We start from the raw sequence: 25410 nt of genomic DNA, 5'->3' as shown, positions 1-25410 counted from the left end.
CGTGGGTTTCAAAACGAAGGAAAAATTGGAATGTCGGTGCGGATTGACGATACGGATCGGAAAATTCTGGTAGAGCTTCAGCGCGATGCCAGCCAATCTCTGGACGAAATTGCAGCTCGAGTTGGCAGTTCGAAGACGCCGGTCTGGAATCGAATTCGCAAGCTCAAGGGCGCAGGCGTCATTGGTCAGCAAACCGTTTTGCTGGACGCCGAGGCCCTTGGATTTGAAGCGACTTTCTTTGTTCTTATCCGCACCTCCGAGCATGAGGCTGACTGGCAGAGAAAATTTCTGAAGGCCCTTCGGGATCGCCCCGAAGTTCAGGAAGCACACCGTCTGGCGGGTGATATCGACTATATCCTGAAAGTCCGGGTGAAAAACGCGCGGGCCTATGATGAATTCTACCAGACACTGATCTCTGAGGTGCGCGTTCACAATGTCACGGCGTTGCTGTCGATGGAAGAAATCAAGTCGACGACTATGTTGCCCCTGAACACCTTGATCGAGCGCTGAGACCGCTAGACCTCGACCATAAGTTGGGTCAGCCCGTGAAAGTGGTAACTGTCTGAATAATCGGGCTTTGTGCTCAGGCGCAAGTTCGGGCAGCGCTCGAACAGAACCGACAGCGCGATACGCATCTCGAGCCGTGCCAGAGGTGCTCCGACGCAGAAATGCAATCCACCTCCGAAGCTGCTGTTCGTCACAATAGGGCGGCTCGGGTCGAACATGTTGGGATTCGCCCAAACCGAGGGATCACGGTTTGCAGCGCCTAACAGCAAAGCCACCTGATCCCCTCGTCTGAAGCGGTGACCAAATAGCTCAATGTCCTCATAGGCATATCGGGTGAACATGTGCAGTGGCGGGTCAAAGCGCAGAATTTCCTCGACCGTTGCGTCGATCGCGTTCGGTGAAAGCGCGTCTTTGCCAATCCCCAGTTTCAGCAGGGTCTTTATGCCATTTCCCAAAGAATGCACCGTTGCCTCGTGCCCGGCGTTAAGCAGCAGGATGCATGTCGCCACCAATTCATCCTTGGTCAGTTTTTCGCCCTGTTCTTCGGCCTCGATCAGGCGAGTGATCAGGTCGTCGCGCGGATCATTGCGGCGCATGTCGATATACGAGGACAGGAACGCCGTGAATTCCCGCGAAGCGGTCGCCGCGCTGTCTTCGGTTTCGCGCGTCTTGCTGGCTTGATACATCGCAACCATATCATGCGACCACCGCAGCAGATCGGGTGACTTTTCTTCGGGAACCCCCAGAAGCCTACAAATTGTAACGACAGGCACCTGAGTGCAGAAGCCACCCAGTAGGTCAAACGGCGTAGCGGGAAACTGGTCAATCAGGGAATGACTCAGATCGTGGATCGACTCCTCAAGGCTCGCGATGGCGCGGGACGTAAAGGCGCGCATCACAAGGGCGCGCAGACGAGTATGACGCGGCGGTTCTGCTTCCAGCAAAGAGTGCGCTTCGACGGCGAGCCACGGCGCAAGGTGGCTTGGGCGGGGTTCTTGCATTTCAGCCGGGACTTCGCGACCAAATCGGCGGTCTTTCAACAGCGTCTGTACCGCCTTGTGTGAAACGGCGGCGGGCATTTTGTATTCAGACCAATAGAACAAGTCCCCGTGTGCTCGGGCCGCGTCATAAAAAGGATAGGGGTTTTGAACGAAATCCGGGTCGACCGGTGATTGCGATAAGGTCTTCATGACGGGCACACTTGCCATGTGGCCCGGTGAATGCAAGACCCTATGACATGCAAAGGGTTTGGGTCGTACTGGGATTTTTGTTTGCTGTCACGTTGTTGGCGGCCGGAGTGTGGTCCTATGGCTACCGGCAGGCGCTGCTTCAACTCAGCGACAAGGCAGAGGCCGATCTGGAACTGGCGGCGGACCGACTGAGTACGCAGATGCAGGTGTATCAGGAACTGGCTGTGCTGATGGCCACGCATCCTGCCTTCGACACGCTCGAGACTGAAGCACAGCAGCGCGAAGCGCGATCAGTGCTGTTGGACGTAGCCGACAAGACGGCTGCGGTCGATATGATTTATCTGGATCGCGATGGTCGGGTTCTGGTCTCGGCGCAGCCTGTGACACAAACCAATATGGCCGATCACCCCGCCTTTGAGCGCGCGTTGCAGGGGGCCATGGGCAGTGCGCATGGCGTGTTGGCGGCGACCGGAGATCGAATTTATTCCTATGCCGCACCCGCTTTTGGATCGGCAGGGAAGGTGGAGGGGGCGTTGATGGTCATCGCCGATGTGCAGGATGTCGAACAGACCTGGCGCGGCAGTACCGAGGCGGTTTTCTTTGTCGATGCCGACGGGGTTGTGTTCATCTCCAACCGCTCGGACCTGTTGTTCTGGCATCGCGGCGACGGCCAGCTTGGGCTGTCTCCTCCAACCGGTGAGGCGGTGGCGTTCGCCTCGGTTCAGGTGGGGCCGCATGAGTTATGGGAGGTGGATTGGGGACGGTATTTGCCGCAACGGGCCCTGCATTTGACATTGGACCTGCCGGTGATCGACATGACAGCCGAGGTACTGGTCGATGTCGCTCCGGCCCGGCGATTGGCCGGGTTGCAGGCCGCTACGGTTGCCGCGATCTGTCTTGCCTTTGGTGCTTTGCTGTTTCTGGCCACAGAGCGAAGGCGCACCCTGGCGCAAGCCAACACAGTTCTGGAAAGCCGGGTCGCGCAGAGAACCCATGCGCTCACGGCTGCGAACACGGCACTGCGCCGAGAAGTGCGCGAGAGGCAGGAGGCTGAGACAGCCCTGAAGCATGCGCAAGAGGACCTTATTCAGGCCGGCAAGCTGAACGCTTTGGGTCAGATGTCAGCCGGTATCAGTCACGAGTTGAACCAGCCTTTGATGGCCATCCAGCAGTTTGCCGACAACGGAACCGCGTTTTTGACAAAAGGGCGCGAAGAACGGGCGGCAGAAAACCTGACGCGTATTTCCGAGATGGCCGGGCGCATGGCGCGGATCATCAAGAATCTGCGCGCCTTTGCGCGGAATGAAAGCGAACCGATGGGCAAGGTCAATTTGGTTCAGGTGATTGATACCGCTGTGGAATTGACCCAAGCCCGGCTGCGGTCGGAACGGGTTGAGATGGATTGGGCATCACCTGCGGAGCCGGTATTTGCTTGGGGGGGTGAGGTTCGGCTGGTTCAGGTCTTTGTAAACCTGATCAATAACGCCGCTGACGCCATGAGCCATCAGGACGAAAGACTAATTCGAATCCGTATTCGCATGGGGTCGGGGTCCAAACTGTCTGTTACTGTGCGGGATATCGGTCCGGGCATAGAAAACTCGGAAAAACTGTTCGAGCCGTTTTATACGACAAAGACGGTTGGATCTTCCGAAGGGATGGGGCTGGGGCTTTCGATTTCCTACGGTCTGGTTCAAAGTTTCGGAGGAAATATTCGCGGCTCCAACACCGAAAAGGGCGCCGTGTTCACCGTTGAACTTGAACATTTCAGGGAACAAGACGTGACATGACCCGAAAGGTTTTATTGGTCGACGACGATTCCGCCGTGCGCGAGGCATTGGCTCAAACGCTTGAATTGGCGGACTATGCGCCTGTGACTGCAGGGTCTTTTGTCGCGGCCAAGGATCACATTCGGTCGGATTTTCAGGGGGTTATTGTATCGGATATCCGTATGCCCGGCCGGGATGGATTTCATCTGCTGAGCTATGCACATGAGGTCGACCCCGAGTTGCCTGTCATTCTGTTGACCGGAGAAGGCGACATACCGATGGCGGTTCAGGCGATGGGGAAGGGGGCTTATGATTTTCTGGAAAAGCCCTGTGCCGCTGCCGAGTTGTTGGAGGTTCTCGGGCGGGCGATGGACGCGCGCTCGCAGGTATTGGAGCAGCGCGCACTCAAGAGAGAGCTTGAGCGCGGTGATCCGGCAGCCCGATTGCTGTTCGGGCATTCTTCTACGGCCGAAGAATTGCGAAACCGCATTCGCACTGTTGCGCCGACCAAGGCCGAGGTCCTTGTGACCGGGCCTGCCGGAAGCGGTATCGCCAAGGTCGCCGAGGTCATTCATATGATGTCGCCTCAGGCGCAGGGGGCATTCGTCAAACGGCCAGCGTCCGGGCTTACGCAGAGTGATTTGGTGCGGGCATGTGAAGATGCTGCGGGCGGGTCCCTTTTTCTGGACGAGATCGGGACCATGCCCGAGGCAACGCAATATGCAGCACTTGAGATGCTGGAGCAGGGCGTCGAAGCAAGAATTCTGGCGGGAACGACGGCTGATCTGGCGAACTTGTCATCCAAAGGGCAGTTTAATGCCGATCTTTTCTATCGGCTGGACGTAATGCGGGTCCGCATTCCATCTTTGGCAGAACGTCGGGAAGATATTCCGGTGATCTTCAGACATTACGTGGGGCAGGCAGCCGAGCAGACGGGGATAGCGGCCCCAGAAGTGAGCCCAGAGCATTTGGCCTCGCTCATGGCCAGTGACTGGCCGGGCAACTCGCGGTCTTTGATGTCGGCGGCGATGCGGTTCGTTCTGGGTATGCCCGAAGAAGTATCCCGCGCCACAGATTTGGGACTGAACGAGCAAATGGCCCAAGTGGAAAGATCGCTGCTGATCGCAGCGCTGGGGCGCTATAACGGCAAAGCGGCAGACGCGGCAAAAGCGCTGAAGCTTCCGAGGAAGACGTTCTATGACAAGCTGGCGCGGTATCAGATTCGCCCCGAGGACTACCGCAGGTAGCCGATGCTCCCGCCTCCTTTCTCTGCATTGTCATGCAGTTAAAGGCGTTGGGGGTGGCAGTTCGCCAAGGCGAACTGCGGTTGTGGCCCGGTGATTCTGAAAAGGCGATTCGTCAGCCGTGCGGAATCCCGCACAATGAGGCGCAAACCTGTGCGAAATTCCGCACGGATGCCGAGGGTCTTCTGCTGGTTTGGGCAGATGTTCAGTGTAAGCTTATGAAAGGAAATAATAAAAAATCTCGGAGGAGGTTTTTGAACAAAAAGTTGAGACGTGAGTGACGATTCGGTTCACTCCCCGGCATGCGACGCAGCCTATGCGTCCTTTGAATGCATCTAAGAAGTCTGGGAGGAAGAGACTGATGAAATTCCTGACAACGGCTGCAACCGCTGTTGCGCTGACTGTGACTGCAACTGCTGGTATGGCGGCCTGCGATGACGGCGAAATCGTAGTGAAGTTCGCTCATGTGACAAACACGGACAAACACCCCAAGGGCATCGCGGCCTCGCTGCTGGAACAGCGCGTCAATGACGAGATGAACGGCGTGATGTGCATGGAGGTGTTCCCGAACTCGACCCTCTATAATGACGACAAGGTGTTGGAAGCGATGCTGCAAGGCGACGTGCAACTGGCCGCGCCTTCGTTGTCGAAATTCGAGAAATTCACCAAGCAGTTCCGCCTGTTCGATTTGCCGTTCATGTTCAAGAACATCGACGCTGTGGATGCGTTCCAGGCATCGGCTGATGGTCAGGCCATGAAGGACAGCATGCAGCGCCGTGGCCTGCAAGGGCTGGCATTCTGGCACAATGGAATGAAGCAGATGTCGGCCAACAAGCCGCTGGAAAGCCCGTCCGACGCGGATGGTCTGAAGTTCCGCGTTCAGTCCTCGGACGTGTTGGTGGCGCAGATGGAAGCGATCGGAGGAAGCCCGCAGAAAATGGCGTTCTCGGAAGTGTACGGCGCGCTGCAGCAGGGCGTTGTGGACGGGCAGGAGAACACCTGGTCCAACATCTACGGCAAGAAGTTCTTTGAGGTGCAGGACGGCATCACCGAGACCAACCATGGCATCATCGACTATCTGGTCGTGACCTCGGTGGACTGGCTGGACAGCCTCGACCCCGAAGTGCGTGATCAATTCCTGACCATTCTGGACGAAGTGACCGCGACTCGGAACAAAGAAGCCTTTGCTGTGAACGAAGCGGCCAAAGCCTCGATCACCGACGCAGGCGGTATCATTCGTGAACTGAACCCCGAGCAACGTCAGGCTTGGGTGGACGCGATGAAACCCGTCTGGGACAAGTTCGCCGATGACGTAGGTCAGGATAAGATCGACGCAGCACAGGCGATCAACGCCGGGTTCTGATCCCGGTTGAGGCAACGCGTCTGGGGACTGGGGAGTTATCGACGCGTCGCCGGGGCGGGCCATAATGTGCCCGCCCCAATATTTCTCATCACAAAAAATGTGGGGACAGAAAGATGTCTGGTGCGAATCCCGGCCAAGGCGGGCTGATCGACCATATCGAGGAAACCCTGATCGCGGTGTTGCTTGGCCTGATGACGGCCGTGACATTTGCCAATGTGATCGCCCGGTTTGCCTTTAATTCCAATATTCTGTGGGCGCTTGAGTTGACAGTGTTCATGTTCGGCTGGCTGGTTCTGCTGGGCGCATCTTATGCGGTCAAAAAGCACGCACATCTGGGCGTGGACGCGATCCTGAACATGCTGGCCCCTGCGCCGCGCCGCATTCTGGCGTTGATCTCGGTGGCGTGTTGTCTGGTGTTCTCGCTGCTACTGCTGAAAGGATCCTATGATTACTGGGCCGTGTTTGCGGATCTGCCGCCGACCTCGGGTCGCTGGTTCCCGACCGGGTTCGACACCGGTGCGCGCAGCCAGAGTTTTTACGAGGTCGACGATATCCCAATGGTCGCACCGCTGCGGTTTCTGGAAGACATGATCAACTATGGCGAAGGCTACGAGAAGCTGCCCAAGGTGATCCCATATCTGGTGTTGCCGGTGTCGATGCTGCTGCTGGTGATCCGGTTTTCGCAGGTCGCAGTACAAATCTGGCGCGGTGAAACCGACCGCCTTGTCGCCAGTCACGAAGTCGAGGACGAGATCGAAGAAGTCCGCGCACAACAAGGGGTGCATGACTGATGGACGTCGTTCTTCTTTTCTCAATGGTCATTGGCCTGCTGCTGATCGGGGTTCCGATTGCGGTGGCGCTTGGCCTCAGCTCGACACTATTCCTGCTGATCTATTCCGACAGTTCGCTGGCCTCGGTCGCGGGCACGCTGTTTGAGGCGTTCGAGGGCCATTTCACTCTGCTGGCTATCCCGTTCTTCATTCTGGCCTCGTCCTTCATGACGACGGGTGGTGTGGCGCGGCGGATCATCCGGTTCTCGATTGCCTGTGTGGGGCATTTGCCGGGTGGTCTGGCGATTGCGGGCGTGTTTGCCTGTATGCTGTTTGCCGCGCTTTCGGGCTCATCTCCGGCGACCGTGGTGGCCATCGGTTCCATCGTGATCGCAGGAATGCGTCAGGTGGGCTATTCCAAGGAATTCGCCGCCGGTGTGATCTGTAACGCCGGTACGCTGGGCATCCTGATCCCGCCGTCGATTGTGATGGTGGTTTACGCCGCCGCCGTCGAGGTCTCGGTCGGGCGCATGTTCCTTGCCGGGGTCATTCCGGGCCTGATGGCTGGACTGATGCTGATGATCACCATCTATGTCATGGCCAAGGTCAAGAACCTGCCCAAGGGTGACTGGAAGGGATGGGGCGAAATCTTTGCCTCGGCGCGCGAGGCCGGATGGGGCCTTTTCCTGATCGTCATCATTCTGGGTGGTATCTATGGCGGTATCTTTACACCGACCGAGGCTGCGGCCGTGGCCGCCGTCTATGCCTTCCTGATCGCCAGCTTTGTCTACAAGGACATGGGGCCACTCAGCACCGAAGAAGGGCAACCCAATCTGCCGCTGATCAAAAAGCCCTATGCGCTGGTGACGGCCTTTTTCCACCCCGATACCAAGCACACGCTGTTCGAGGCTGGCAAACTGACCGTCACGCTGCTGTTCGTGATCGCCAACGCGCTGATCCTGAAACATGTGCTGACCGACGAGCAGGTGCCGCAACACATCGCCAGTGCCATGCTGTCGGCGGGTCTGGGACCTGTGACCTTCTTGATCGTGGTGAACGTGATCCTGCTGATCGGCGGTCAGTTCATGGAGCCTTCGGGCCTGCTGGTCATCGTGGCACCTCTGGTGTTCCCGATTGCGATTGAACTGGGCATCGACCCGATCCATCTGGGCATCATCATGGTGGTCAACATGGAGATTGGGATGATTACACCTCCGGTCGGGCTGAACCTGTTCGTGACCTCGGGCGTGGCCGGAATGCCGATGATGGGCGTGGTTCGCGCAGCCCTGCCGTTCCTGGCGGTCCTGTTCGTCTTCCTGATCATGGTGACGTATATCCCGTGGATATCGACCTTCCTGCCCAACACCTTCATGGGACCGGAAATCATAACGAACTAACCAAACACGATGCGAAAGCCGGGCCCCAGTGGTCCGGCTTTTTTCTTTTCTGCCTCTTGAGGAATTATGCGCAATGCCCATCTGAGTGGCAGAGGACGACCTCACCATCATGGTAGGCCATTCGGGACGACCCGAATAGATATGAGGTGCCTCGATGCCTTGGATACTGCTGTTATTTGCCGGATTGTTGGAAATCGTCTGGGCGGTTGCGATGAAGCAATCGGCAGGTTTTACGCGGCTTTGGCCAACGGCCCTGATGGGCGTGTCGATGGTCGGATCGTTTGGTCTGTTGGCACTGGCGATGCGCGATTTACCTTTGGGCACGGCCTATACTGTCTGGACCGGGATCGGGGCAGTCGGTGCTTTTATGGTCGGCGTCATGTTTCTGGGCGAGGCTTTAACAGCCCCGCGCCTGATAGCAGCGGCCCTGATCGTGGCCGGTCTGGTGACAATGAAACTGGCCTGACGCTCAGGCGTTTTGCAGCGCGTCAATAATGCCCGAGAAATCCTGCGCCTTGAGGCTGGCCCCACCGACCAACGCCCCGTCCACGTTGGACACGGCAAAAATCTCGGCGGCATTGCCGGGCTTGACCGATCCGCCATACAGCAACCGGACCGAGCGGCCAACGCCCTCGCCAAATCGCCGTTCCAGACGGGCGCGGATAAAGTCGTGAACCTCGCCAATTTCATCCAAGGTCGGCACCTTGCCGGTGCCGATGGCCCAGATCGGTTCATAGGCCACAATCAGGTTCTCACCGGTGGATTGATCGGGAATAGACCCTGACATCTGCCCGCCGATAATATCCAGCGTATTGGCCGCCTCACGCTGTTCGAGGCTTTCTCCAACGCAGATGATTGCCTTCAGACCAGCGTCCATGGCGGCACGGGCCTTGGCGCGGACGTCTTCGTTTTGCTCGTCATGATCTTCGCGGCGTTCGGAATGGCCAAGGATCACCGCAGTGGCCCCGGCATCCACCAACATCTCGGCGCTGGTATCGCCTGTATGCGCACCAGATCCGTTGGCGTGGCAATCCTGTCCACCAACTTGGATATCGGCGGACTTCAACGTTTCGGCGGCCCTATGAAGCAAAGTGGCAGGTGGGCAGATCAGAACCTCAACCGACGGGGTGGGGTACGCACTTGCAAGTGAGGTCAATTCCCCCAATGCAGATGACGTTCCGTTCATTTTCCAATTGCCTGCCGCCAGCTTGCGCCGCATCTCGCATACTCCCACATGATCTGTTGTTTGACCTTCGGATAACACCCGGGACAGGGCGTGACAATTCTGGTTGCAGAGCAGCGGGGAAATCGACAGAAATCCCGCTAAAGAATGAGGCAGGTATGATCGACACTTTGGATCTGGCAAAACTGGATGCTCGCGACACGACCGAGTTGGAACGGCTGCTGCGAGCGGTGCGGGATGTCGGTTTTTTGTGCGTGTCCAACACGGGTTTGGACAAAGAGCGTATCGAGATGGTTTTGTCCGAATACCGCGCGTTCTTTCATTTGCCGGAAGCCGAGAAACGGCGTGTCGACATGGCCCGGACCGGCGCAAACCGGGGCTGGGGTGCCCCCATGTCCGAGCAGGTTGACCCCAATGCAAACCCCGATTTCAAAGAGGTGTTTGATTGCGGCTATGAACTGGCGGCTGATGATCCCTATGCGAGCCGGGGGCTGAGTGTCTACGCTCCGAATCTGTGGCCCCAATCGCCATCAGGGTTTCGGGGCACGATCCAAGCTTATTATGATGACGCCTGTGCTGTCGCGATGCGTATTTTGCGCGCTGTCGCGGCGGCTTTGGGCCGGGACGCGCACAGCTTTGATGCCGCATTCGGTACGCCGATGGCCTTACTGCGCGGCAATTTTTACCCTGAACGCCCCGCATGGGCAGGCGCGCAGGATTTCGGTATCGGCGCACACACGGACTATGGTTGTCTGACCCTAGTGGCCACGGATGGTACGCCGGGGCTTGAGGCGCAACTGCCGGATGGCAATTGGGCTGAGGTGCGCGCTGAACCTGGCACGTTCATTATCAACTTCGGGGAAATGTTGGAGTTCTGGACAGAAGGGCAGGTGAAGGCGACGATGCACAGGGTTGTTGGAGGCGCGGAAGAACGGCTTTCGATCCCGTTGTTTTTCAACCCGTCCTACGACACGAATGTCGCGCCCCCGGACTCAGACCAGGTGATATCCGCCGGTGAACACCTCACCCGACGGTTCAACGAGACCTACATCCACCTAAAGACGGCGTCTTAACGCTGTGGGGTCAGAGTTTCATCGAACTTGATGGATTCACCGCATCCGCAGGCGTCGACCACATTGGGGTTGCGGAACTTGAAACCGGATTCCAGCAACGACACTTCATAGTCGATCTCGGTTCCGAACAGGAACATCTGCGCCATCGGTGCGATCATGACCCGCGCGCCGTCCTGTTCGACCACCTCATCGTGGGTGTCGGCCTCGTCAACATAGTCCATGGTGTATTCCATGCCGGCGCAACCGCCTTTCTTGACGCCAATACGCAAACCGGCATGTCCGCCTGTTTCCATCAGGCGGGCAATCTGCGCAGCAGCTTCAGGCGTCATCGTCACGGCGTTTTTGCCGGGAATACCGAACATGTCGATCTCCGTTCTCACAGGTTGCTACCAATTTAATGCTGACTGGGCGCAGTCTCAAGACATAGCAGCCCTGCTTACCTAACTTTTCGAGTCAAGTTTGGAAATGGACCTGTAAACATTTGCTTTTGGCAACGTGATGGTTTTAGCCTGAGCCGTGTTTGAGCAGGTAATTCAGGGGACTCGGTCTAATGAGCAGTCGATTCATGAAAATGCAGCGCGGCGTGCTGGTCTTGTCAGCAACCGCCGTGGTTCTAGCCGTTTCGAGCATGTCCGTTGCAGACGAAGCAGCCCGCCACCCGGTAAATTGCGCAACCGCCGAAGGCGATCTTCGCGCCATTGCTGCGGAAAAGAAGCATGCGCAGGACCAGCAGGTTGAAAGCGCGATTGCGATTACGCCTGCAGGCGCTTTGTTGGGTCTGGTGACCGGAACCGAAAAGAAAAGACTGACAATGTTATCAGGGGATTACGTCAAACAGTTGGACCAACGCGCCGACGAGATAAAGACCACCTGCAACATTCAGTAACCGGTGAAAGGCCCGGCCACAGGCCCTCGACTAATTTTGGATTTCTAAGCGCCGGGTTTACATGAAACCCAGTTCAAGCCGGGCTTCATCGGACATCATTTCCATGCCCCAGGGGGGCTCCCACGTCAGTTCGACGTCGACCTCTTTGACGCCAGCGACGGGTTCGATGGCCTCGACGATCCAGCCGGGCATATCACCGGCAACAGGGCAACCCGGAGCCGTCAGCGTCATGATGACCTTGACCGCGTTGTCGCTGGTGATGTCGATCGTATAGATCAGGCCCAGATCGTAGATATTTACAGGAATTTCAGGGTCATAGACCGTCCGGCAAGCCTCAACCACTGCGTCGTACAGGGGGTGCTCGATGGTCGAAGGCGCGATCAGCGGGGTGCCTTCAAACTGTTCACTCGGATGAGTCATATGTGCCTCGGGTTTGTTTCCTGAGAATTTATATAGGGAAAGCCAATGGCAGCGTCCAGAGGCGGTGTGGCGCCCCGAAGGGCGCCAGCGTTATTTTTCGTTGATGTCGTGATTGAAGGTTTTCACCTGTCCGTGCGGCAGGGAGAACATGCGCCGCAATACGAGCCAGGAAACCAGAGACAACACGGCAAAGATCAACAGCAAAATGGACAGCGAAGGCGCGATGCCCGGAATTGCCAGCAAGATACCTGTTATTGCGGCACCGATCGCGAAGCCAAGAAAGATGAACCCGGGCAAGACGATCTCAAGGATGCCGAGGGCCAAAGCCCCGGCAAGCCAGATCCACCATGTCAGCCAAAACGGGTCGGCCATTACTTAGCTCCTTTCAGCATCTTGAACGCATCGCCAAATGCTTCAAGCGCGTTGGCAGGCACAACGATCGTTTGCGAACCGGTTCCATTGCCCAGCGCATTCAGGGCTTCAACCTGTTTCAACGCGACCTGGTACTGGGCAGCTTCGATGCCGTTGTCCTGAATGGCCTTGGCAACGACGCCGGTGGCGTAAGCTTCGGCCTCGGCCTGAATACGGCGTGCTTTAGCAGTCTGTTCGGCTGCGTACAGTTCCGCGTCCGCCTGAAGCTCGACCGAGCGTTTCTGACCTTCGGCCTCGGTAACCTGCGCACGGCGCGCACGTTCTGCGTTCAACTGCTGCAACATCGCGTCGCGGGTTGCCTGATCCAGGTTCACGTCCAGAATCTCGGCCCGGGTCACTTCGATCCCCCAATCATCCACGGCGGTTTCAACACTTTCCTGAATGCGGGTGATCAACTGGGCACGGTTCGACTGTACCTCATCCAGATCCATTTTACCGATCTCGGCCCGGACGATCCCGGCCACGGTCGTGGCGATCGCACCGTCTACGTCGCGGATACGATAAACCGTCTTTTCCGGTTCCAGAATGCGGTAGAACACCGAGGTGTCGATCTGCACCAGCACGTTGTCCTTGGTAATGGCGTCTTGTGTCGCATTAGGAAGCTGGCGTTCAAGAATAGATATCTTGTGGCGCGCAACGTCGAGAAAAGGAACAATAAAATTGATCCCGGGGCCTAGGACCGAATGCAGGCGACCGAACCGTTCAACCACGTATTTTTCGGATTGAGGCACGATTTTGATGCCTTTGAGAATAACGACGACAATCAGAACCGCCGCAAGCAAGTAGATTATGTTTGAAGTAAGCAATCCAATAATTTGGTCTTCTGTCATATCTGTCCTCTATTATTGTGTACGATGGTATACATTTGGGGATTGAATCGCACAATTTCAACTCTGGTATGAAGGGAATGCGTATTATTGCATATCTTTGACCATCATGGCGTACGCTGGAAATTTTGGAATGTGACCGCTTTGCATCCAGAAAAGGTGGGCGGTGATTGAGGCAAGTGTCGGAAGGTAGCCCGGCATTTGGCGCGTATCCTTTGGATTTTGGGCGATCTAAGGAATTCGGACTTTGCTCATCAAGATCCCGACGGGTTGCAAAGCAGCCTCAGATCGGGCAAATGCTGCCCGGTTCAGCGACCCAAAGAGCAATCCAATGACCGAGCGGTTTTCATTCGAGCTAAAAGCCACCGACGGCAAGGCCAGAACCGGCGTCATAAACACGCCGCGTGGCGACGTGCGCACGCCCGCTTTTATGCCTGTTGGCACTGCGGCCACCGTTAAGGCCATGATGCCGGAAAGCGTGCGTGCGACCGGTGCGGATATATTGCTGGGCAACACATATCACCTCATGCTGCGCCCAACTGCCGAGCGTATTGATCGGTTGGGCGGCCTGCACAAATTCATGAATTGGGAACGTCCCATTCTGACGGATTCGGGCGGGTTTCAGGTCATGTCGCTGGCCGGGCTGCGCAAGCTGACCGAAAAGGGTGTGACCTTCAAATCTCATATCGACGGGTCCAAGCACGAACTGACGCCTGAACGGTCGATGGAAGTTCAACGGTTGCTTGGGTCTGACATCGTCATGTGTTTCGATGAATGTCCGGCGCTACCTGCGGATCGTGATCGGATCGCCGAGTCGATGCGCCTGTCGATGCGTTGGGCGGAACGGTCGCGCGAGGCTTTTGGCGACCGTCCCGGTCATGCATTGTTCGGTATTCAGCAGGGTGGGCTGGAACAGGATTTTCGCGAGGAATCAGCGGACGCGTTGAAGGAAATCGGGTTCGAAGGCTATGCCGTTGGGGGTCTGGCCGTTGGCGAGGGCCAAGAGGCCATGTTCGACGTGCTGGATTTTGCCCCTGACATGCTGCCCGTTGATAAGCCTCGATATCTGATGGGTGTCGGAAAACCCGACGATATCGTTGGGGCCGTTGCGCGTGGAATTGATATGATGGACTGCGTTCTTCCGTCTCGGTCCGGGCGCACGGGGCAGGTGTTCACGCGCTATGGTGTTGTAAACATTAAGAATGCGCGTCACGCGGACGATCCACGCCCGTTGGATGAGAAATGCGCGTGCCCGGCCTGCTCAAACTATTCCCGCGCCTATCTGCACCACGTTTTCCGGTCGAATGAGATGATTTCGGGAATGCTTTTGACTTGGCACAACCTGCATTATTTTCAGGAAATCATGCAGGGCATGCGTGACGCAATCGCAGTCGGAACATTTCAGACATGGCAGTCCGAATTCCACGCGAAGCGCGCGCAGGGGGATATCGAGCCGATTTAATGACGCGGAGCCACCTTCATGTGGTAAATTCCGTGGATATATCGGCACGACGCCTTGCAGTCCGAAAAACCTCGGGTCATTCTGATTGAGACAAATGACGGTAAGGTTGAAAATGGGCGGTGAAGCCCCACCTTAATCGTCCAAACAGGAGACGGTCGGGCGTTGCCTCGATGAGGGACCGGTGCCGTCTTGCCAATGATAAGGATTGAGCATGCAAGAGCCTCTGAATTCCTCGTACCCCGTACTTCCGCTGCGCGACATCGTTGTGTTCCCACACATGATCGTGCCGCTGTTTGTGGGTCGGGAAAAATCCGTCCGCGCACTGGAAGAAGTGATGCAGGACGACAAGCAGATTCTGCTGTCCAGCCAGATTGACCCCAGCGACGATGATCCTTCGGAAGATGGTATCTATCGCTCAGGCGTTTTGGCGAATGTTCTGCAGCTGCTGAAACTGCCTGACGGTACTGTAAAAGTGCTGGTTGAAGGGCAGGCGCGTGTTCAGATCAACGAATTCCTGACAAATGATGAATTCTTTGAAGCGCGCGCGGAATACCTGACTGAAATTCCCGGTGACGTGACCACTACCGAAGCGTTGCTTCGTACCGTTGCCGATGAATTTGAGCGTTACGCCAAAGTGCGCAAGAATATTCCCGAAGAAGCCCTGACTGCGGTTGGCGAGACGGCTGAGCCGGCGAAACTGGCTGACCTTGTGTCGGGTCATCTGGGCATCGAGGTTGAACAGAAGCAGGAGCTTTTGGAGACCCTCAGCGTCAGTGAGCGGCTTGAGAAAGTCTATGGCCTGATGCAAGGCGAGATGTCGGTTCTGCAGGTCGAGAAAAAGATCAAGACCCGCGTGAAATCTCAGATGGAGAAGACCCAGCGCGAGTACTACCTGAATGAGCAGATGAAGGCCATTCAGAAGGAACTGGGCGATGGTGAGGACGGCAGTAACGAAGTTGCTGAACTGGAAGCCAAAATCGCTGAGACCAAGCTGTCGAAGGAAGCGCGCGAAAAGGCCGAGGGTGAGCTGAAGAAGCTCAAGAACATGTCGCCCATGTCGGCTGAGGCCACAGTTGTGCGCAACTATCTGGACTGGATCTTGTCTCTGCCGTGGGGCACCAAATCCCGTGTCAAAAAGGACTTGGGCCGCGCGCAGGATATTCTGGATGCCGATCACTATGGCCTTGAGAAGGTCAAAGAGCGGATCGTTGAGTATCTGGCGGTTCAGCAGCGGTCGAAAAAGCTGAAAGGCCCGATCCTATGTCTTGTTGGCCCTCCGGGTGTGGGTAAAACCTCGCTTGGGAAATCGGTTGCCAAGGCCACGGGGCGCGAGTTCATTCGTATCTCGCTGGGCGGCGTGCGCGACGAATCTGAAATCCGGGGTCACCGCCGGACTTATATCGGCTCTATGCCCGGTAAGATCATTCAGGCGCTGAAAAAGGCCAAGACGACGAACCCGCTCATCCTGCTCGATGAGATCGACAAGATGGGGCAGGATTTCCGTGGTGACCCGGCCTCAGCCATGCTGGAAGTGTTGGACCCGGAACAGAACAGCACGTTCATGGATCACTACCTTGAAGTCGAATATGACCTGTCCAACGTGATGTTCCTGACCACGTCGAACAGCTATAACATGCCCGGACCTTTGCTGGACCGGATGGAGATCATCCCGCTGGCTGGCTACACCGAGGAAGAGAAATCCGAGATTGCCAAGCAGCACCTGATCGACAAGCAGGTCAAGAACCATGGTCTGAAGGCCAAGGAATTTGAACTGACCGATGAGGCGTTGCAGTCGATCATCCGCACCTATACCCGCGAGGCGGGCGTGCGGAACCTTGAGCGTGAGATCGCCAAGGTCGCGCGGAAATCTCTGACCAAGATCATCAAGAAAGAGGCCGACTCCGTCACGGTGACTCCTGACAATCTGGATGAGTTCCTTGGCGTGCCCAAGTTCCGTTATGGACTGGCCGAGCAGGACGATCAGGTTGGTGTTGTGACCGGTCTGGCCTGGACGTCGGTTGGTGGCGATCTGCTGCATATCGAGGCGCTGAAACTGCCGGGTAAGGGTCGGATGAAGACCACCGGTAAGCTGGGCGATGTGATGAAAGAATCCATCGACGCGGCCTCGTCCTATGTACGGTCAATCTCGCCTCAGATCGGGGTGAAGCCGCCAAAGTTCGACACACTCGACATCCACGTGCACGTGCCGGACGGTGCGACGCCCAAGGATGGCCCGTCGGCGGGCTTGGCAATGGTGACGTCGATCGTATCTGTGCTAACCGGTATTCCGGTGCGCAAAGATATTGCCATGACGGGCGAAGTGTCGCTGCGCGGTAACGCAATGCCGATCGGCGGTTTGAAGGAAAAACTGCTGGCGGCCCTGCGTGGTGGCATCAAAACGGTCTTGATTCCGGAAGAGAATGAGAAAGACTTGGCGGATATTCCGGACAATGTGAAAGAGGGGCTGGAAATCATTCCCGTAACCCACGTGTCCGAAGTTCTGAAACAAGCGCTGGTACGCGAGCCTGAGCCGATCGAGTGGGATGAGGCCGCAGAAGAAGCAGCGGCAGCCGCGGCCAAGTCGACGGACAATTCCGGGGCATCTGCAACGACGCACTAAGCTTTGATCTAAATGGATTGGGCGGGGTTTCGACCTCGCCCTTATTCTTTTCTCTGGACACCGCGGCCAAAGGCCAATTCACGTTCCTAAAAAAGGGGAGGTGGTGGGTGATAAGAGATTTGAACTCCTGACATCTTCGATGTGAACGAAGCGCTCTACCACTGAGCTAATCACCCGTAGGGCGGCGTCTTACAGCGAGTCTTTGATGTCCGCAAGAGGGACCAAATGAGTTTTGGTGCGTTGTCAGACGCCTTATTGGAAAAAGCCCCGAAGCTGAACTCCGGGGCTTTGGTGCTTAAAGTCCTGGCAGACCGGGCAGCTTGTCGAAAACCCCGCGGCGGCCGAAAGTGGTTCCACGTTCGTTGCCGAAGTTCATCCGGACCCCGACACCGATATAGGCTTCATTCGTGTTGCCCGAAACAACAGGTGAGGAGATATGGGCAACTCCGAGAATCCCGTAGACCTCGGCGTTGTCGCTGGCCGCGTAATTCGCGCCAAGTGCGAACAGATCGTAGTCCAGCACGCCGACAACGTCATTCACCAGATCATAGCTGGCGGTGAATTCCCATTTGTCGTTCAGGTCAGCGGTGACCGAAACGCCGAACATATTACCGTCGATATCCGAAAAATCGCTCAACTGTTGACGAGCGATATAGCCTTCAACCTCGGCCGGACCTGCGTCGAAACCAGTTTCCAGACCGTAGAATTCGACATCCAGAGAATCGATGCTTTCCTGTCCATAAAACGCGCCGAATGAGGCGTTCTTGCTGGAGTGCCAGTTTGCGTGCAGCGTCCAGTTCGTCGCGTTTTCGCCCAGATCCTGAAAGCGGTAGCCACCCAGATCCAACTGCGCGCTGAACGCACGGTTAAATGCCAGTTCACCGGATCCGTTCAGGTTGAATACATCACCCAGATCGCTGTCTGTGAAAGTTCGATAACCCAAATCCAGATAACCGCCGGTCACTTCGACTGCGTTGGCATGGCTTGCGGCAATTGTTGCCGATAGTGCGCTGATAATGAATAAATTTTTCATTCTTCTGCTCCGTTTTTTTCTTGTTTTCGGTAGCGTCTGATTGAGACTCTTCCGGTGCGCGCTGCTCTAGTCGCCCGGATCAGGAATGTGTACTGAGTCGATGTGAAATCGTGATGATGTTGCGGGCTGGACACACCTATAGGGTGATTGTCGGATTGGAACTTCGCGTATTCGCAAAATGCCAATGGTCACTGTGATGCAGGGCAGACGCGCGGACCCGTGGGGCAAGAATTTTTTCGATTTCGGAAAAATCTTCAAAACGCCGCTTGACGATGTCCGAGCCTAGCCATAATACACCCCAACGTTCAGCAACGAACGGGCAGCGGGCGGTTGTAGCTCAGTTGGTTAGAGTACCGGCCTGTCACGCCGGGGGTCGCGGGTTCGAGCCCCGTCAACCGCGCCATCGCTGCCATCCTTGGTCCAGGGCAAAGGCCACGAAAATAAGTGCGCGGTTGTAGCTCAGTTGGTTAGAGTACCGGCCTGTCACGCCGGGGGTCGCGGGTTCGAGCCCCGTCAACCGCGCCACTTTTCCTCAAATCCTGCCTTTTTTCCGTGCGCTGTCCTTCAAGTATCGGCAGTACGTCAGTATGTGTCAGCAGGGATGGGCGATATTCCGTCAGTTCACATTTTGTTCTAACTTTTTTGTTGGAGACTCAGTGCGGCTCGCCTATTTCTAGGACACTTGTGTGTTGGGGGCCGAATATGGCTGAGCTGAAGAATATCGAGGTGCGCGGCGCGCGCGAACATAACCTCAAAAGCATTGATGTGGATATCCCTCGGGATCAGCTTGTGGTGATCACTGGCCTGTCCGGTTCGGGCAAGTCCTCTTTGGCGTTCGACACCATCTACGCAGAAGGTCAACGGCGTTATGTCGAAAGCCTGTCGGCTTATGCGCGTCAGTTTCTGGACATGATGGAAAAGCCGGATGTGGACCATATCAGCGGTCTTTCCCCGGCGATTTCCATCGAGCAGAAGACGACATCCAAGAATCCGCGTTCGACCGTGGGAACGGTGACCGAGATTTACGACTATATGCGCCTGTTGTTTGCACGTGCTGGTACGCCGTACAGCCCCGCAACGGGCCTGCCGATCGAGGCGCAGCAGGTTCAGGACATGGTCGACCGCATCATGTCCATGGAAGAAGGCACGCGCGGGTACCTTTTGGCGCCGATCGTGCGGGACCGGAAAGGTGAATATAAAAAAGAGTTCCTTGAACTTCGCAAGCAAGGCTTTCAGCGCGTCAAAGTGGACGGGGAATTCTACGAACTGGATGAACCGCCAACTTTGGACAAGAAGTTCCGGCACGACATTGACGTGGTGGTTGACCGCCTTGTCGTTCGCGAAGGGATGGAGACGCGGCTGGCTGATAGCCTGAGAACGGCTTTGGACCTGGCAGACGGGATTGCGATCTTGGAAACCGCCCCGCGTGAGGGCGGGCCGGAGCGTATCACCTTCAGCGAAAATTTTGCCTGTCCGGTCAGCGGGTTTACCATTCCTGAAATCGAACCACGCCTGTTTTCCTTCAACGCCCCCTTCGGGGCCTGCCCGGATTGCGATGGGCTGGGTGTAGAGCTGTTCTTTGATGAACGCCTCGTGGTGCCGGATCAGACGCTAAAGCTCTACGATGGGGCGCTGGCCCCTTGGCGTAAGGGGAAATCCCCTTACTTTCTGCAAACAATCGAAGCCATCGCCCGTCACTACGAATTCGACAAGAACACACCCTGGAAGGACCTGCCTGAAAAGGTGCAACAGGTGTTTCTACGTGGGTCGGGTGATGAGGAAATTCAGTTCCGTTACGATGAAGGCGGACGCGTTTATCAGGTCACGCGCAGCTTTGAAGGTGTGATCCCGAACATGGAACGGCGTTATCGTGAAACCGATAGTGCGTGGATTCGCGAAGAGTTTGAGCGGTATCAGAACAACCGTCCTTGCGGGGCCTGCCACGGGTTTCGTCTGCGGCCCGAAGCGTTGGCGGTTAAGATCGCAGGGCTCCACGTCGGTCAGGTCGTGCAGATGTCGATCAAAGAGGCTTTGGCCTGGGTCGAGGATGCGCCAAATCACCTGAGCGCTCAGAAAAATGAGATTGCATATGCCATTCTCAAAGAGATCCGTGAGCGGCTTGGGTTTCTGAATAACGTGGGTTTGGAATACCTTACGCTGTCACGTTCAAGTGGAACACTCTCGGGTGGGGAAAGTCAGCGTATCCGATTGGCCAGCCAGATTGGTTCGGGCCTGACTGGGGTGCTTTATGTACTGGACGAGCCCTCAATCGGCTTGCATCAGCGTGACAATGATCGGTTGCTGGGCACGCTGAAAAACCTTCGGGATCAAGGCAACACCGTCATTGTTGTTGAACATGATGAAGAAGCCATCCGCGAGGCCGATTATGTGTTCGACATCGGCCCCGGTGCCGGTGTGCATGGCGGGCAGGTTGTCAGCAAAGGTACGCCCTCCGAAATCGCGGCGGATGCGGCCTCGATGACAGGGCAATATCTGGCCGGGACCCGTGAAATTTCGATCCCGGCCAAGCGTCGAAAGGGCAACAAGAAAAAAGTCTCGGTTGTCAAAGCGACGGGAAACAACCTCAAGACTGTCACGGCGGACTTCCCTTTGGGTAAGTTCGTTTGCGTGACAGGGGTCTCTGGCGGCGGCAAATCCACCCTGACGATTGAGACATTGTTCAAAACGGCCTCGATGCGTCTGAACGGGGCGCGGCAGACCCCTGCGCCTTGTGAGACGATCAAAGGGTTGGAGCATCTGGATAAGGTTATCGACATCGACCAGCGGCCCATTGGCCGGACTCCGCGTTCGAATCCAGCAACTTATACCGGGGCGTTCACCCCAATCCGGGACTGGTTCGCAGGTCTGCCCGAGGCCAAGGCGCGCGGCTACAAACCCGGACGGTTCAGCTTTAACGTCAAAGGTGGCCGGTGCGAGGCGTGTCAGGGCGATGGCGTCATCAAGATCGAGATGCACTTCCTGCCCGACGTCTATGTAACTTGCGAAACCTGTAAGGGTGCGCGCTACAACCGCGAGACGCTTGAGATCAAGTTCAAGGGTAAGTCCATCGCGGATGTCCTTGATATGACAGTAGAAGATGCGCAGGAGTTCTTTAAAGCCGTGCCTTCGATCCGCGACAAGATGGACGCACTGGCGCGCGTTGGGTTGGGCTATATCAAGGTTGGTCAACAGGCAACGACGCTGTCTGGCGGCGAAGCGCAGCGGGTGAAACTGTCGAAAGAGTTGTCAAAACGCTCAACCGGTCGGACATTGTATATTTTGGACGAACCAACGACCGGCCTGCATTTTGAAGACGTGCGCAAACTGCTCGAAGTGCTTCACGAACTGGTCGATCAGGGCAACACCGTCGTCGTTATTGAACATAATCTGGACGTCGTGAAAACGGCGGATCACATCATTGATATCGGTCCCGAGGGGGGCGATGGGGGCGGTGAGATCGTGGCGACAGGCACACCGGAAGACGTCGCCGAAGTTGCACGCAGTCACACCGGGCGGTACTTGAAACAGATGCTTGAAGGAGCGCGCGTCGCAGCAGAATGATAGTGGTGGTGACGGCAGATCAGTACAGAATGTCCGCCACCGCTCCGATCAGGTTCAGAACCTTTCGCGTTTCCGGGTCTACGCGATACACGTAGTCTCCGGCGCGAATATACGATCCGCCGCGATTAAGGCCATAGCGGTAGGGATCATTGATCCAACGGTAATCGCGATCAATGTAGTCACCTGTTCTGTAGAATTTTTTTGCTTGTCCGGGCGGCACACATGGCACGGCCTTCTTTGCAAGCCCCGGAGGGCAATGACCCGCTTTTCCCTTGACGACCACCACCGGGGAAGTTGGGACGCGAAACACCTTGTCGCTCGCCCGATTGGTGCCATTGGCTGCGGAAACAGCCGTTGAACTGAAGGCGATCGCCGATGTCAGGAACAGAATCTTAAAATTCCGCAGCATTCATGCCACCTATGCTCGATTTCTCTGATACATAGTTGGCCCTTGGCGTCCTTCGGGTCAACCCGATGGGCAAGAAGCCGCCAAGGGTGATCCGTTATTTACGCCCTCGCTGTTCGAACCGCGGCAGCATGGCTGAGAAATCCTTGCCCAGCCCATCTTCGGCCTCGACAAATTGCTCGTAGAGAGCGGTGGCAACTTGTCCCATCGGCGTGTCCGCATCCGAACTTTCGGCGGCTTGTTGGCTAAGGCGCAGGTCCTTCAGCATCAGCTCTGCCGCGAAGCCGGGCTGGTAGTCATTGTCTGCGGGACTGGCCGGGCCTACACCCGGAGCAGGGCAATAGGCGTTCATTGTCCAGCTATACCCAGACGAGGTGCTGACCACGTCGAACATCTTTTGCCGGTCCAATCCAAGCTTGTCGGCCAACGCGAAGGCTTCACAGGTCGCGATCATCGTGACACCGAGGATCATGTTGTTGCAGATTTTCGCCGCTTGCCCGGCACCGGATTCGCCGCAATGGACCGCTTTCTGTCCCATGATGTCGAATAGTGGCGCGGCCTTTGCAAATGCTGCATCGCTGCCGCCCGCCATGAATGTCAGCGTGCCCGCAGCGGCGCCCCCGATTCCGCCCGAAACTGGGGCGTCAACGGCCAAAATTCCGGCCGCGGTAGCCTGTGAAGCGACGGCGCGCGCGCTGTCCACGTCGACGGTTGAACAATCAATCCAAACCGATCCTTCGGACATGGATGGGATGATGTCTTTGGCCACAGTACGCAGAATTTGGCCGTTGGGTAGCATCGTAATCACGATTTCAGCGCCCGAAGCCGCGTCTGCGCTGGAACTGGCCATCTCTACACCTGCAACGCTGACGTTGGCTGTATCAAACCCGGTTACCGCGTGTCCGGCTTTCACCAGATTGGCCGCCATCGGATTTCCCATGTTTCCGAGGCCAATAAATCCGATTTTCATCTGTTACTCCTCTTCGAATGTCAGGGTGTCGGCTCCGAGCGGGCGAAGCATATTTGAGACTTCCACGGCTGGAACGCTTTGGTCTTTGTGACGCCAGCTTGGGTTCCGGTCCTTGTCGATGATCTGGGCGCGAATGCCCTCTAGAAAATCACCATGCTCTGTCGAACGGAAGGTGAAGCGATATTCGTGCTCCAACGCTTTGCGGATCGACAGGTTAGAACTGCGCAGGCGATGGAGCATTTCGATCGTACAGGCCATCGACAGGGGCGAGCAGCGCCCCATGAGCTTTAGCGCGGTCACGGAAAACTCATCCTCCGAATGACGCAGCGTGTTCAGTACATCCGCGAGGCTCTCACCACCGAAACCAGTGTCGATTTCGGCCTGCGCATTGGACAAGTTATTTTCCGGTGGGGTTTGCGCGTGGCTGGCCACATGCGCAACATCGCCGGAGGCTTCCAAAAGCTGGATAATGTCCGGCCACTGGGACGAGGGAATGAAATTATCCGCGAACCCCGCATAGATCGCGTCGCCGGGGCCCATACGGTAGCCGGTCGTTCCCAGATATTCACCCAGACGACCCGGTGCCAAGGCCAGCATAAGCGAGCTTCCAACGTCAGGGATCAGACCGATGCCGCATTCAGGCAGCGCGATCTGGCTGGTTTCGCACACGATTCTGTGGCTTCCGTGACATCCAATTCCGACGCCGCCACCCATCGTAAATCCTTGTAGGAAGCTGATAACCGGCTTCGGATATTCAAAGATCAACGCATTGAGCCGATATTCATCCCGCCAAAATTTCTGCCCGTAGGCGAAATCACCCTTTGTGCCGGTCTCATAAAGTTCAGCAATATCACCGCCTGCGCAAAATGCTTTTTCCCCGACGGCGTCCAAAATGACCAGATCGACGGCGTCATCCTCGCGCCAGTTGCGCATTGCAGCGTCGATGGCCATGCACATGTCGTAGCTGAGTGCATTAAGGGCCTGCGGTCGGGTCAGCGTAATGCGCCCGGCGCGGCCTTCTGTACGGATTTCGATGTCAGGCATTCGGTCCTCAGCGATGGGCCAGCATTTGGCGCGAAACGATCACGCGCATGATCTCGTTGGTTCCTTCCAGAATCTGATGAACCCGCAGGTCGCGGACAAGCTTTTCGATCCCGTAATCGGCTAGATAACCATAACCGCCATGTAGTTGCAGGCATTGGTCTACGACCTTGGAGCCCGTCTCGGTCACGAATTTCTTGGCCATGGCGCAGAATTTTGTCGCGTCGGGCGCGCCCTGATCCAGTTTCCACGCGGCCTGACGCAGGAACGTGCGGGCGGCTTGCAGTTCAATCTCCATATCGGCAAGGCGGAACTGTAGGGCCTGAAACTGGTCGATGGATTGCCCAAAGGCTTTGCGTTCGGACATGTACTGCAAGGTCATGTTCAACCCGGTTTGCGCCGCGCCCAGCGAACAGGACGCAATATTCAGGCGCCCGCCATCCAGACCCATCATGGCATATTTGAACCCGTCGCCTTCGACACCGACTAGGTTTCCGGCCGGAATCTTGCAATCATCAAACTGGACCTGAGCGGTGGGCTGGCTTTTCCATCCCATCTTTTGTTCCAGTGCACCAAAGCTAAGGCCGGGCGTCCCATCCTCGACATAGACAGTCGAGATGCCCTTAGGTCCGTCCTTGCCCGTGCGAACCATGCAGACATAGGCGTCGGAATAGCCGCCACCCGAAATGAAAGCCTTTGTTCCGTTCAGAGTATAGCCCTCATTCGTGCGGGCCGCCTTTGTCTTGAGCGCTGCGGCGTCCGATCCCGAACCCGGTTCTGTCAGGCAATAGCTGAGAACGGTGTTCAGGTTTAGAATCTCGGGCATGATGCGCGACTTCAGTTCGTCACTGGCGAAGCTGTCCAGCATTTTAGCGCACATGTTGTGGATCGACAAAAAGGCCGCGACAGACGGGCACGCCATCGAGAGTGCCTCGAACACCAAAGTGGCGTCCAATCGGCTGAGGCCCGATCCACCACCGTCTTCCGAGACATAGAGCGCTCCGAATCCCAGCTCGCCTATGCGGGGCCACAGGTCCTTTGGGATCGTGCCGTCGGCCTCCCACTGTCGTGCGTATGGGGCGATGTGTTCCTGGCCAAAGTCATAGGCCATATCGAAGATCGCCGTTTGCTCTTCGGTCATTGCGAAATCCATGGCTTGCCTCCCACGCCGCCGGATGAATTGAACAAGTGTTTATTTCCGAATTCTTACAGAAATTTTGCACGCTCAGCAATTCCTCAGTGAGGTGCCAACATGTCCG

23 protein-coding genes and 3 tRNA genes are annotated in these 25410 nt (G+C 56.6%); 14 read left to right on the top strand and 12 right to left on the bottom strand.

The window, feature by feature from the left end; all coding sequences use genetic code 11:
• The first annotated feature begins 30 nt into the window (after positions 1 to 30).
• Positions 31 to 510 carry an Lrp/AsnC family transcriptional regulator gene (locus ACR0MS_RS17060; RefSeq protein WP_480575926.1) on the top strand — a complete coding sequence of 160 codons (480 nt, stop codon included), beginning with the start codon at positions 31 to 33 and terminating at the stop codon, positions 508 to 510.
• Positions 511 to 515: 5 nt separating this feature from the next.
• Here ACR0MS_RS17060 and ACR0MS_RS17055 read toward each other — a convergent pair whose 3' ends face one another.
• Positions 516 to 1697: a cytochrome P450 gene (locus ACR0MS_RS17055; RefSeq protein ID WP_480575923.1), complete on the bottom strand. Its 1182-nt coding sequence runs from the start codon at positions 1695 to 1697 to the stop codon at positions 516 to 518.
• A 47-nt stretch (positions 1698 to 1744) separates the two neighbouring features.
• Between ACR0MS_RS17055 and ACR0MS_RS17050 the strand changes: the two genes are divergently transcribed.
• From ACR0MS_RS17050 to ACR0MS_RS17025, 6 genes are all read left to right on the top strand, one after another.
• Positions 1745 to 3484, top strand: coding sequence for a sensor histidine kinase (locus ACR0MS_RS17050; RefSeq protein ID WP_480575921.1), 1740 nt, complete (start codon positions 1745 to 1747; stop codon positions 3482 to 3484).
• Positions 3481 to 4710 (top strand): sigma-54-dependent transcriptional regulator, encoded by a 1230-nt coding sequence (locus tag ACR0MS_RS17045; RefSeq protein ID WP_480575918.1) that lies wholly within the window; start codon positions 3481 to 3483, stop codon positions 4708 to 4710. Before ACR0MS_RS17050 ends, ACR0MS_RS17045 begins: the two co-directional genes overlap by 4 nt.
• A 358-nt stretch (positions 4711 to 5068) precedes the next feature.
• The gene (locus ACR0MS_RS17040; RefSeq protein WP_480575915.1) at positions 5069 to 6070 is read left to right on the top strand and encodes a DctP family TRAP transporter solute-binding subunit; all 1002 of its coding nucleotides are present in this window, start codon (positions 5069 to 5071) and stop codon (positions 6068 to 6070) included.
• A 113-nt stretch (positions 6071 to 6183) separates the two neighbouring features.
• Positions 6184 to 6861 (top strand): TRAP transporter small permease, encoded by a 678-nt coding sequence (locus ACR0MS_RS17035; protein WP_480575912.1) that lies wholly within the window; start codon positions 6184 to 6186, stop codon positions 6859 to 6861.
• The gene (locus tag ACR0MS_RS17030) at positions 6861 to 8237 is read left to right on the top strand and encodes a TRAP transporter large permease (protein ID WP_480575909.1); all 1377 of its coding nucleotides are present in this window, start codon (positions 6861 to 6863) and stop codon (positions 8235 to 8237) included. The genes ACR0MS_RS17035 and ACR0MS_RS17030 overlap by 1 nt, the downstream gene beginning before the upstream one ends.
• 154 nt (positions 8238 to 8391) lie before the next feature.
• Positions 8392 to 8703 (top strand): DMT family transporter, encoded by a 312-nt coding sequence (locus tag ACR0MS_RS17025; protein WP_480575906.1) that lies wholly within the window; start codon positions 8392 to 8394, stop codon positions 8701 to 8703.
• Between the two features lie 3 nt (positions 8704 to 8706).
• Here ACR0MS_RS17025 and tpiA read toward each other — a convergent pair whose 3' ends face one another.
• Positions 8707 to 9456: a triose-phosphate isomerase gene (gene tpiA / locus ACR0MS_RS17020; RefSeq protein WP_480575903.1), complete on the bottom strand. Its 750-nt coding sequence runs from the start codon at positions 9454 to 9456 to the stop codon at positions 8707 to 8709.
• A 122-nt stretch (positions 9457 to 9578) separates the two neighbouring features.
• On the opposite strand from tpiA, the gene ACR0MS_RS17015 reads away from it, so the two are divergent.
• The gene (locus tag ACR0MS_RS17015; protein WP_480575900.1) at positions 9579 to 10493 is read left to right on the top strand and encodes an isopenicillin N synthase family dioxygenase; all 915 of its coding nucleotides are present in this window, start codon (positions 9579 to 9581) and stop codon (positions 10491 to 10493) included.
• Here the strand turns inward: ACR0MS_RS17015 and ACR0MS_RS17010 are convergent.
• Positions 10490 to 10855 carry a HesB/IscA family protein gene (locus ACR0MS_RS17010; RefSeq protein WP_480575897.1) on the bottom strand — a complete coding sequence of 122 codons (366 nt, stop codon included), beginning with the start codon at positions 10853 to 10855 and terminating at the stop codon, positions 10490 to 10492. The genes ACR0MS_RS17015 and ACR0MS_RS17010 overlap by 4 nt on opposite strands.
• A gap of 188 nt (positions 10856 to 11043) precedes the next feature.
• Between ACR0MS_RS17010 and ACR0MS_RS17005 the strand changes: the two genes are divergently transcribed.
• The gene (locus ACR0MS_RS17005) at positions 11044 to 11379 is read left to right on the top strand and encodes a hypothetical protein (RefSeq protein WP_480575894.1); all 336 of its coding nucleotides are present in this window, start codon (positions 11044 to 11046) and stop codon (positions 11377 to 11379) included.
• Between the two features lie 57 nt (positions 11380 to 11436).
• On the opposite strand, the gene ACR0MS_RS17000 is transcribed toward ACR0MS_RS17005, so the two are convergent.
• The 3 genes from ACR0MS_RS17000 to ACR0MS_RS16990 form a co-directional block, all read right to left on the bottom strand.
• Positions 11437 to 11799 (bottom strand): SUF system Fe-S cluster assembly protein, encoded by a 363-nt coding sequence (locus tag ACR0MS_RS17000; protein WP_480575891.1) that lies wholly within the window; start codon positions 11797 to 11799, stop codon positions 11437 to 11439.
• Between the two features lie 90 nt (positions 11800 to 11889).
• Complete coding sequence (locus ACR0MS_RS16995) at positions 11890 to 12171, bottom strand: NfeD family protein (protein WP_480575888.1); 282 nt, start codon at positions 12169 to 12171, stop codon at positions 11890 to 11892.
• Entirely contained in the window at positions 12171 to 13061 is an 891-nt protein-coding gene (locus tag ACR0MS_RS16990) for an SPFH domain-containing protein (RefSeq protein ID WP_480575885.1), read from the bottom strand. The genes ACR0MS_RS16995 and ACR0MS_RS16990 overlap by 1 nt, the downstream gene beginning before the upstream one ends.
• 328 nt (positions 13062 to 13389) lie before the next feature.
• Here ACR0MS_RS16990 and tgt point away from each other — a divergent pair, with 328 nt between their 5' ends.
• Complete coding sequence (gene tgt / locus ACR0MS_RS16985) at positions 13390 to 14520, top strand: tRNA guanosine(34) transglycosylase Tgt (RefSeq protein ID WP_480575882.1); 1131 nt, start codon at positions 13390 to 13392, stop codon at positions 14518 to 14520.
• 211 nt (positions 14521 to 14731) lie between these two features.
• Positions 14732 to 17140, top strand: coding sequence for an endopeptidase La (gene lon / locus ACR0MS_RS16980; RefSeq protein ID WP_480575878.1), 2409 nt, complete (start codon positions 14732 to 14734; stop codon positions 17138 to 17140).
• Between the two features lie 101 nt (positions 17141 to 17241).
• Here lon and ACR0MS_RS16975 read toward each other — a convergent pair.
• Both ACR0MS_RS16975 and ACR0MS_RS16970 read right to left on the bottom strand, forming a co-directional pair.
• A tRNA-Val gene (locus ACR0MS_RS16975) sits at positions 17242 to 17316 on the bottom strand.
• Between the two features lie 119 nt (positions 17317 to 17435).
• Complete coding sequence (locus ACR0MS_RS16970) at positions 17436 to 18173, bottom strand: porin (RefSeq protein WP_480575875.1); 738 nt, start codon at positions 18171 to 18173, stop codon at positions 17436 to 17438.
• Positions 18174 to 18499: 326 nt separating this feature from the next.
• Between ACR0MS_RS16970 and ACR0MS_RS16965 the strand changes: the two genes are divergently transcribed.
• From ACR0MS_RS16965 to uvrA, 3 genes are all read left to right on the top strand, one after another.
• Positions 18500 to 18576 (top strand) — tRNA-Asp (locus tag ACR0MS_RS16965).
• Positions 18577 to 18621: 45 nt separating this feature from the next.
• Positions 18622 to 18698: transfer RNA gene (locus tag ACR0MS_RS16960), tRNA-Asp, on the top strand.
• 177 nt (positions 18699 to 18875) lie between these two features.
• The gene (gene uvrA / locus ACR0MS_RS16955; RefSeq protein WP_480575873.1) at positions 18876 to 21734 is read left to right on the top strand and encodes an excinuclease ABC subunit UvrA; all 2859 of its coding nucleotides are present in this window, start codon (positions 18876 to 18878) and stop codon (positions 21732 to 21734) included.
• Between the two features lie 19 nt (positions 21735 to 21753).
• Here uvrA and ACR0MS_RS16950 read toward each other — a convergent pair whose 3' ends face one another.
• From ACR0MS_RS16950 to ACR0MS_RS16935, 4 genes are all read right to left on the bottom strand, one after another.
• Positions 21754 to 22143: a hypothetical protein gene (locus ACR0MS_RS16950; RefSeq protein WP_480575870.1), complete on the bottom strand. Its 390-nt coding sequence runs from the start codon at positions 22141 to 22143 to the stop codon at positions 21754 to 21756.
• A gap of 94 nt (positions 22144 to 22237) precedes the next feature.
• Positions 22238 to 23110, bottom strand: coding sequence for a 3-hydroxyisobutyrate dehydrogenase (gene mmsB, locus ACR0MS_RS16945; RefSeq protein ID WP_480575867.1), 873 nt, complete (start codon positions 23108 to 23110; stop codon positions 22238 to 22240).
• A gap of 3 nt (positions 23111 to 23113) precedes the next feature.
• On the bottom strand, positions 23114 to 24154 hold the full coding sequence (locus ACR0MS_RS16940; RefSeq protein WP_480575864.1) for an enoyl-CoA hydratase/isomerase family protein: 1041 nt from the start codon (positions 24152 to 24154) through the stop codon (positions 23114 to 23116).
• A gap of 7 nt (positions 24155 to 24161) precedes the next feature.
• Complete coding sequence (locus ACR0MS_RS16935; protein ID WP_480575861.1) at positions 24162 to 25304, bottom strand: acyl-CoA dehydrogenase family protein; 1143 nt, start codon at positions 25302 to 25304, stop codon at positions 24162 to 24164.
• Positions 25305 to 25410: the final 106 nt, after the last annotated feature.

The sequence above is a fragment of the Ruegeria sp. CJ2 genome, from assembly GCF_056536745.1.
Note: the sequence above shows the minus strand (reverse complement) of the source record. Positions and strands in the feature narration are given on the sequence as shown.

Bases quoted from the DNA above. Each gene is read 5' to 3' on its own strand.
- ACR0MS_RS17015 (WP_480575900.1), top strand. From the start codon at position 9,579: ATGATCGACACTTTGGATCTGGCAAAACTGGATGCTCGCGACACGACC.
- ACR0MS_RS17050 (WP_480575921.1), top strand. From the start codon at position 1,745: ATGCAAAGGGTTTGGGTCGTACTGGGATTTTTGTTTGCTGTCACGTTG.
- tgt (WP_480575882.1), top strand. From the start codon at position 13,390: ATGACCGAGCGGTTTTCATTCGAGCTAAAAGCCACCGACGGCAAGGCC.
- lon (WP_480575878.1), top strand. From the start codon at position 14,732: ATGCAAGAGCCTCTGAATTCCTCGTACCCCGTACTTCCGCTGCGCGAC.
- ACR0MS_RS16970 (WP_480575875.1), bottom strand. From the start codon at position 18,173: ATGAAAAATTTATTCATTATCAGCGCACTATCGGCAACAATTGCCGCA.
- ACR0MS_RS16940 (WP_480575864.1), bottom strand. From the start codon at position 24,154: ATGCCTGACATCGAAATCCGTACAGAAGGCCGCGCCGGGCGCATTACG.
- mmsB (WP_480575867.1), bottom strand. From the start codon at position 23,110: ATGAAAATCGGATTTATTGGCCTCGGAAACATGGGAAATCCGATGGCG.
- ACR0MS_RS17055 (WP_480575923.1), bottom strand. From the start codon at position 1,697: ATGAAGACCTTATCGCAATCACCGGTCGACCCGGATTTCGTTCAAAAC.
- ACR0MS_RS17040 (WP_480575915.1), top strand. From the start codon at position 5,069: ATGAAATTCCTGACAACGGCTGCAACCGCTGTTGCGCTGACTGTGACT.
- ACR0MS_RS16935 (WP_480575861.1), bottom strand. From the start codon at position 25,304: ATGGATTTCGCAATGACCGAAGAGCAAACGGCGATCTTCGATATGGCC.
- ACR0MS_RS16990 (WP_480575885.1), bottom strand. From the start codon at position 13,061: ATGACAGAAGACCAAATTATTGGATTGCTTACTTCAAACATAATCTAC.
- ACR0MS_RS16995 (WP_480575888.1), bottom strand. From the start codon at position 12,171: ATGGCCGACCCGTTTTGGCTGACATGGTGGATCTGGCTTGCCGGGGCT.
- ACR0MS_RS17045 (WP_480575918.1), top strand. From the start codon at position 3,481: ATGACCCGAAAGGTTTTATTGGTCGACGACGATTCCGCCGTGCGCGAG.
- uvrA (WP_480575873.1), top strand. From the start codon at position 18,876: ATGGCTGAGCTGAAGAATATCGAGGTGCGCGGCGCGCGCGAACATAAC.
- ACR0MS_RS17035 (WP_480575912.1), top strand. From the start codon at position 6,184: ATGTCTGGTGCGAATCCCGGCCAAGGCGGGCTGATCGACCATATCGAG.
- tpiA (WP_480575903.1), bottom strand. From the start codon at position 9,456: ATGCGGCGCAAGCTGGCGGCAGGCAATTGGAAAATGAACGGAACGTCA.
- ACR0MS_RS17000 (WP_480575891.1), bottom strand. From the start codon at position 11,799: ATGACTCATCCGAGTGAACAGTTTGAAGGCACCCCGCTGATCGCGCCT.
- ACR0MS_RS16950 (WP_480575870.1), bottom strand. From the start codon at position 22,143: ATGCTGCGGAATTTTAAGATTCTGTTCCTGACATCGGCGATCGCCTTC.
- ACR0MS_RS17010 (WP_480575897.1), bottom strand. From the start codon at position 10,855: ATGTTCGGTATTCCCGGCAAAAACGCCGTGACGATGACGCCTGAAGCT.
- ACR0MS_RS17060 (WP_480575926.1), top strand. From the start codon at position 31: ATGTCGGTGCGGATTGACGATACGGATCGGAAAATTCTGGTAGAGCTT.
- ACR0MS_RS17005 (WP_480575894.1), top strand. From the start codon at position 11,044: ATGAGCAGTCGATTCATGAAAATGCAGCGCGGCGTGCTGGTCTTGTCA.
- ACR0MS_RS17030 (WP_480575909.1), top strand. From the start codon at position 6,861: ATGGACGTCGTTCTTCTTTTCTCAATGGTCATTGGCCTGCTGCTGATC.
- ACR0MS_RS17025 (WP_480575906.1), top strand. From the start codon at position 8,392: ATGCCTTGGATACTGCTGTTATTTGCCGGATTGTTGGAAATCGTCTGG.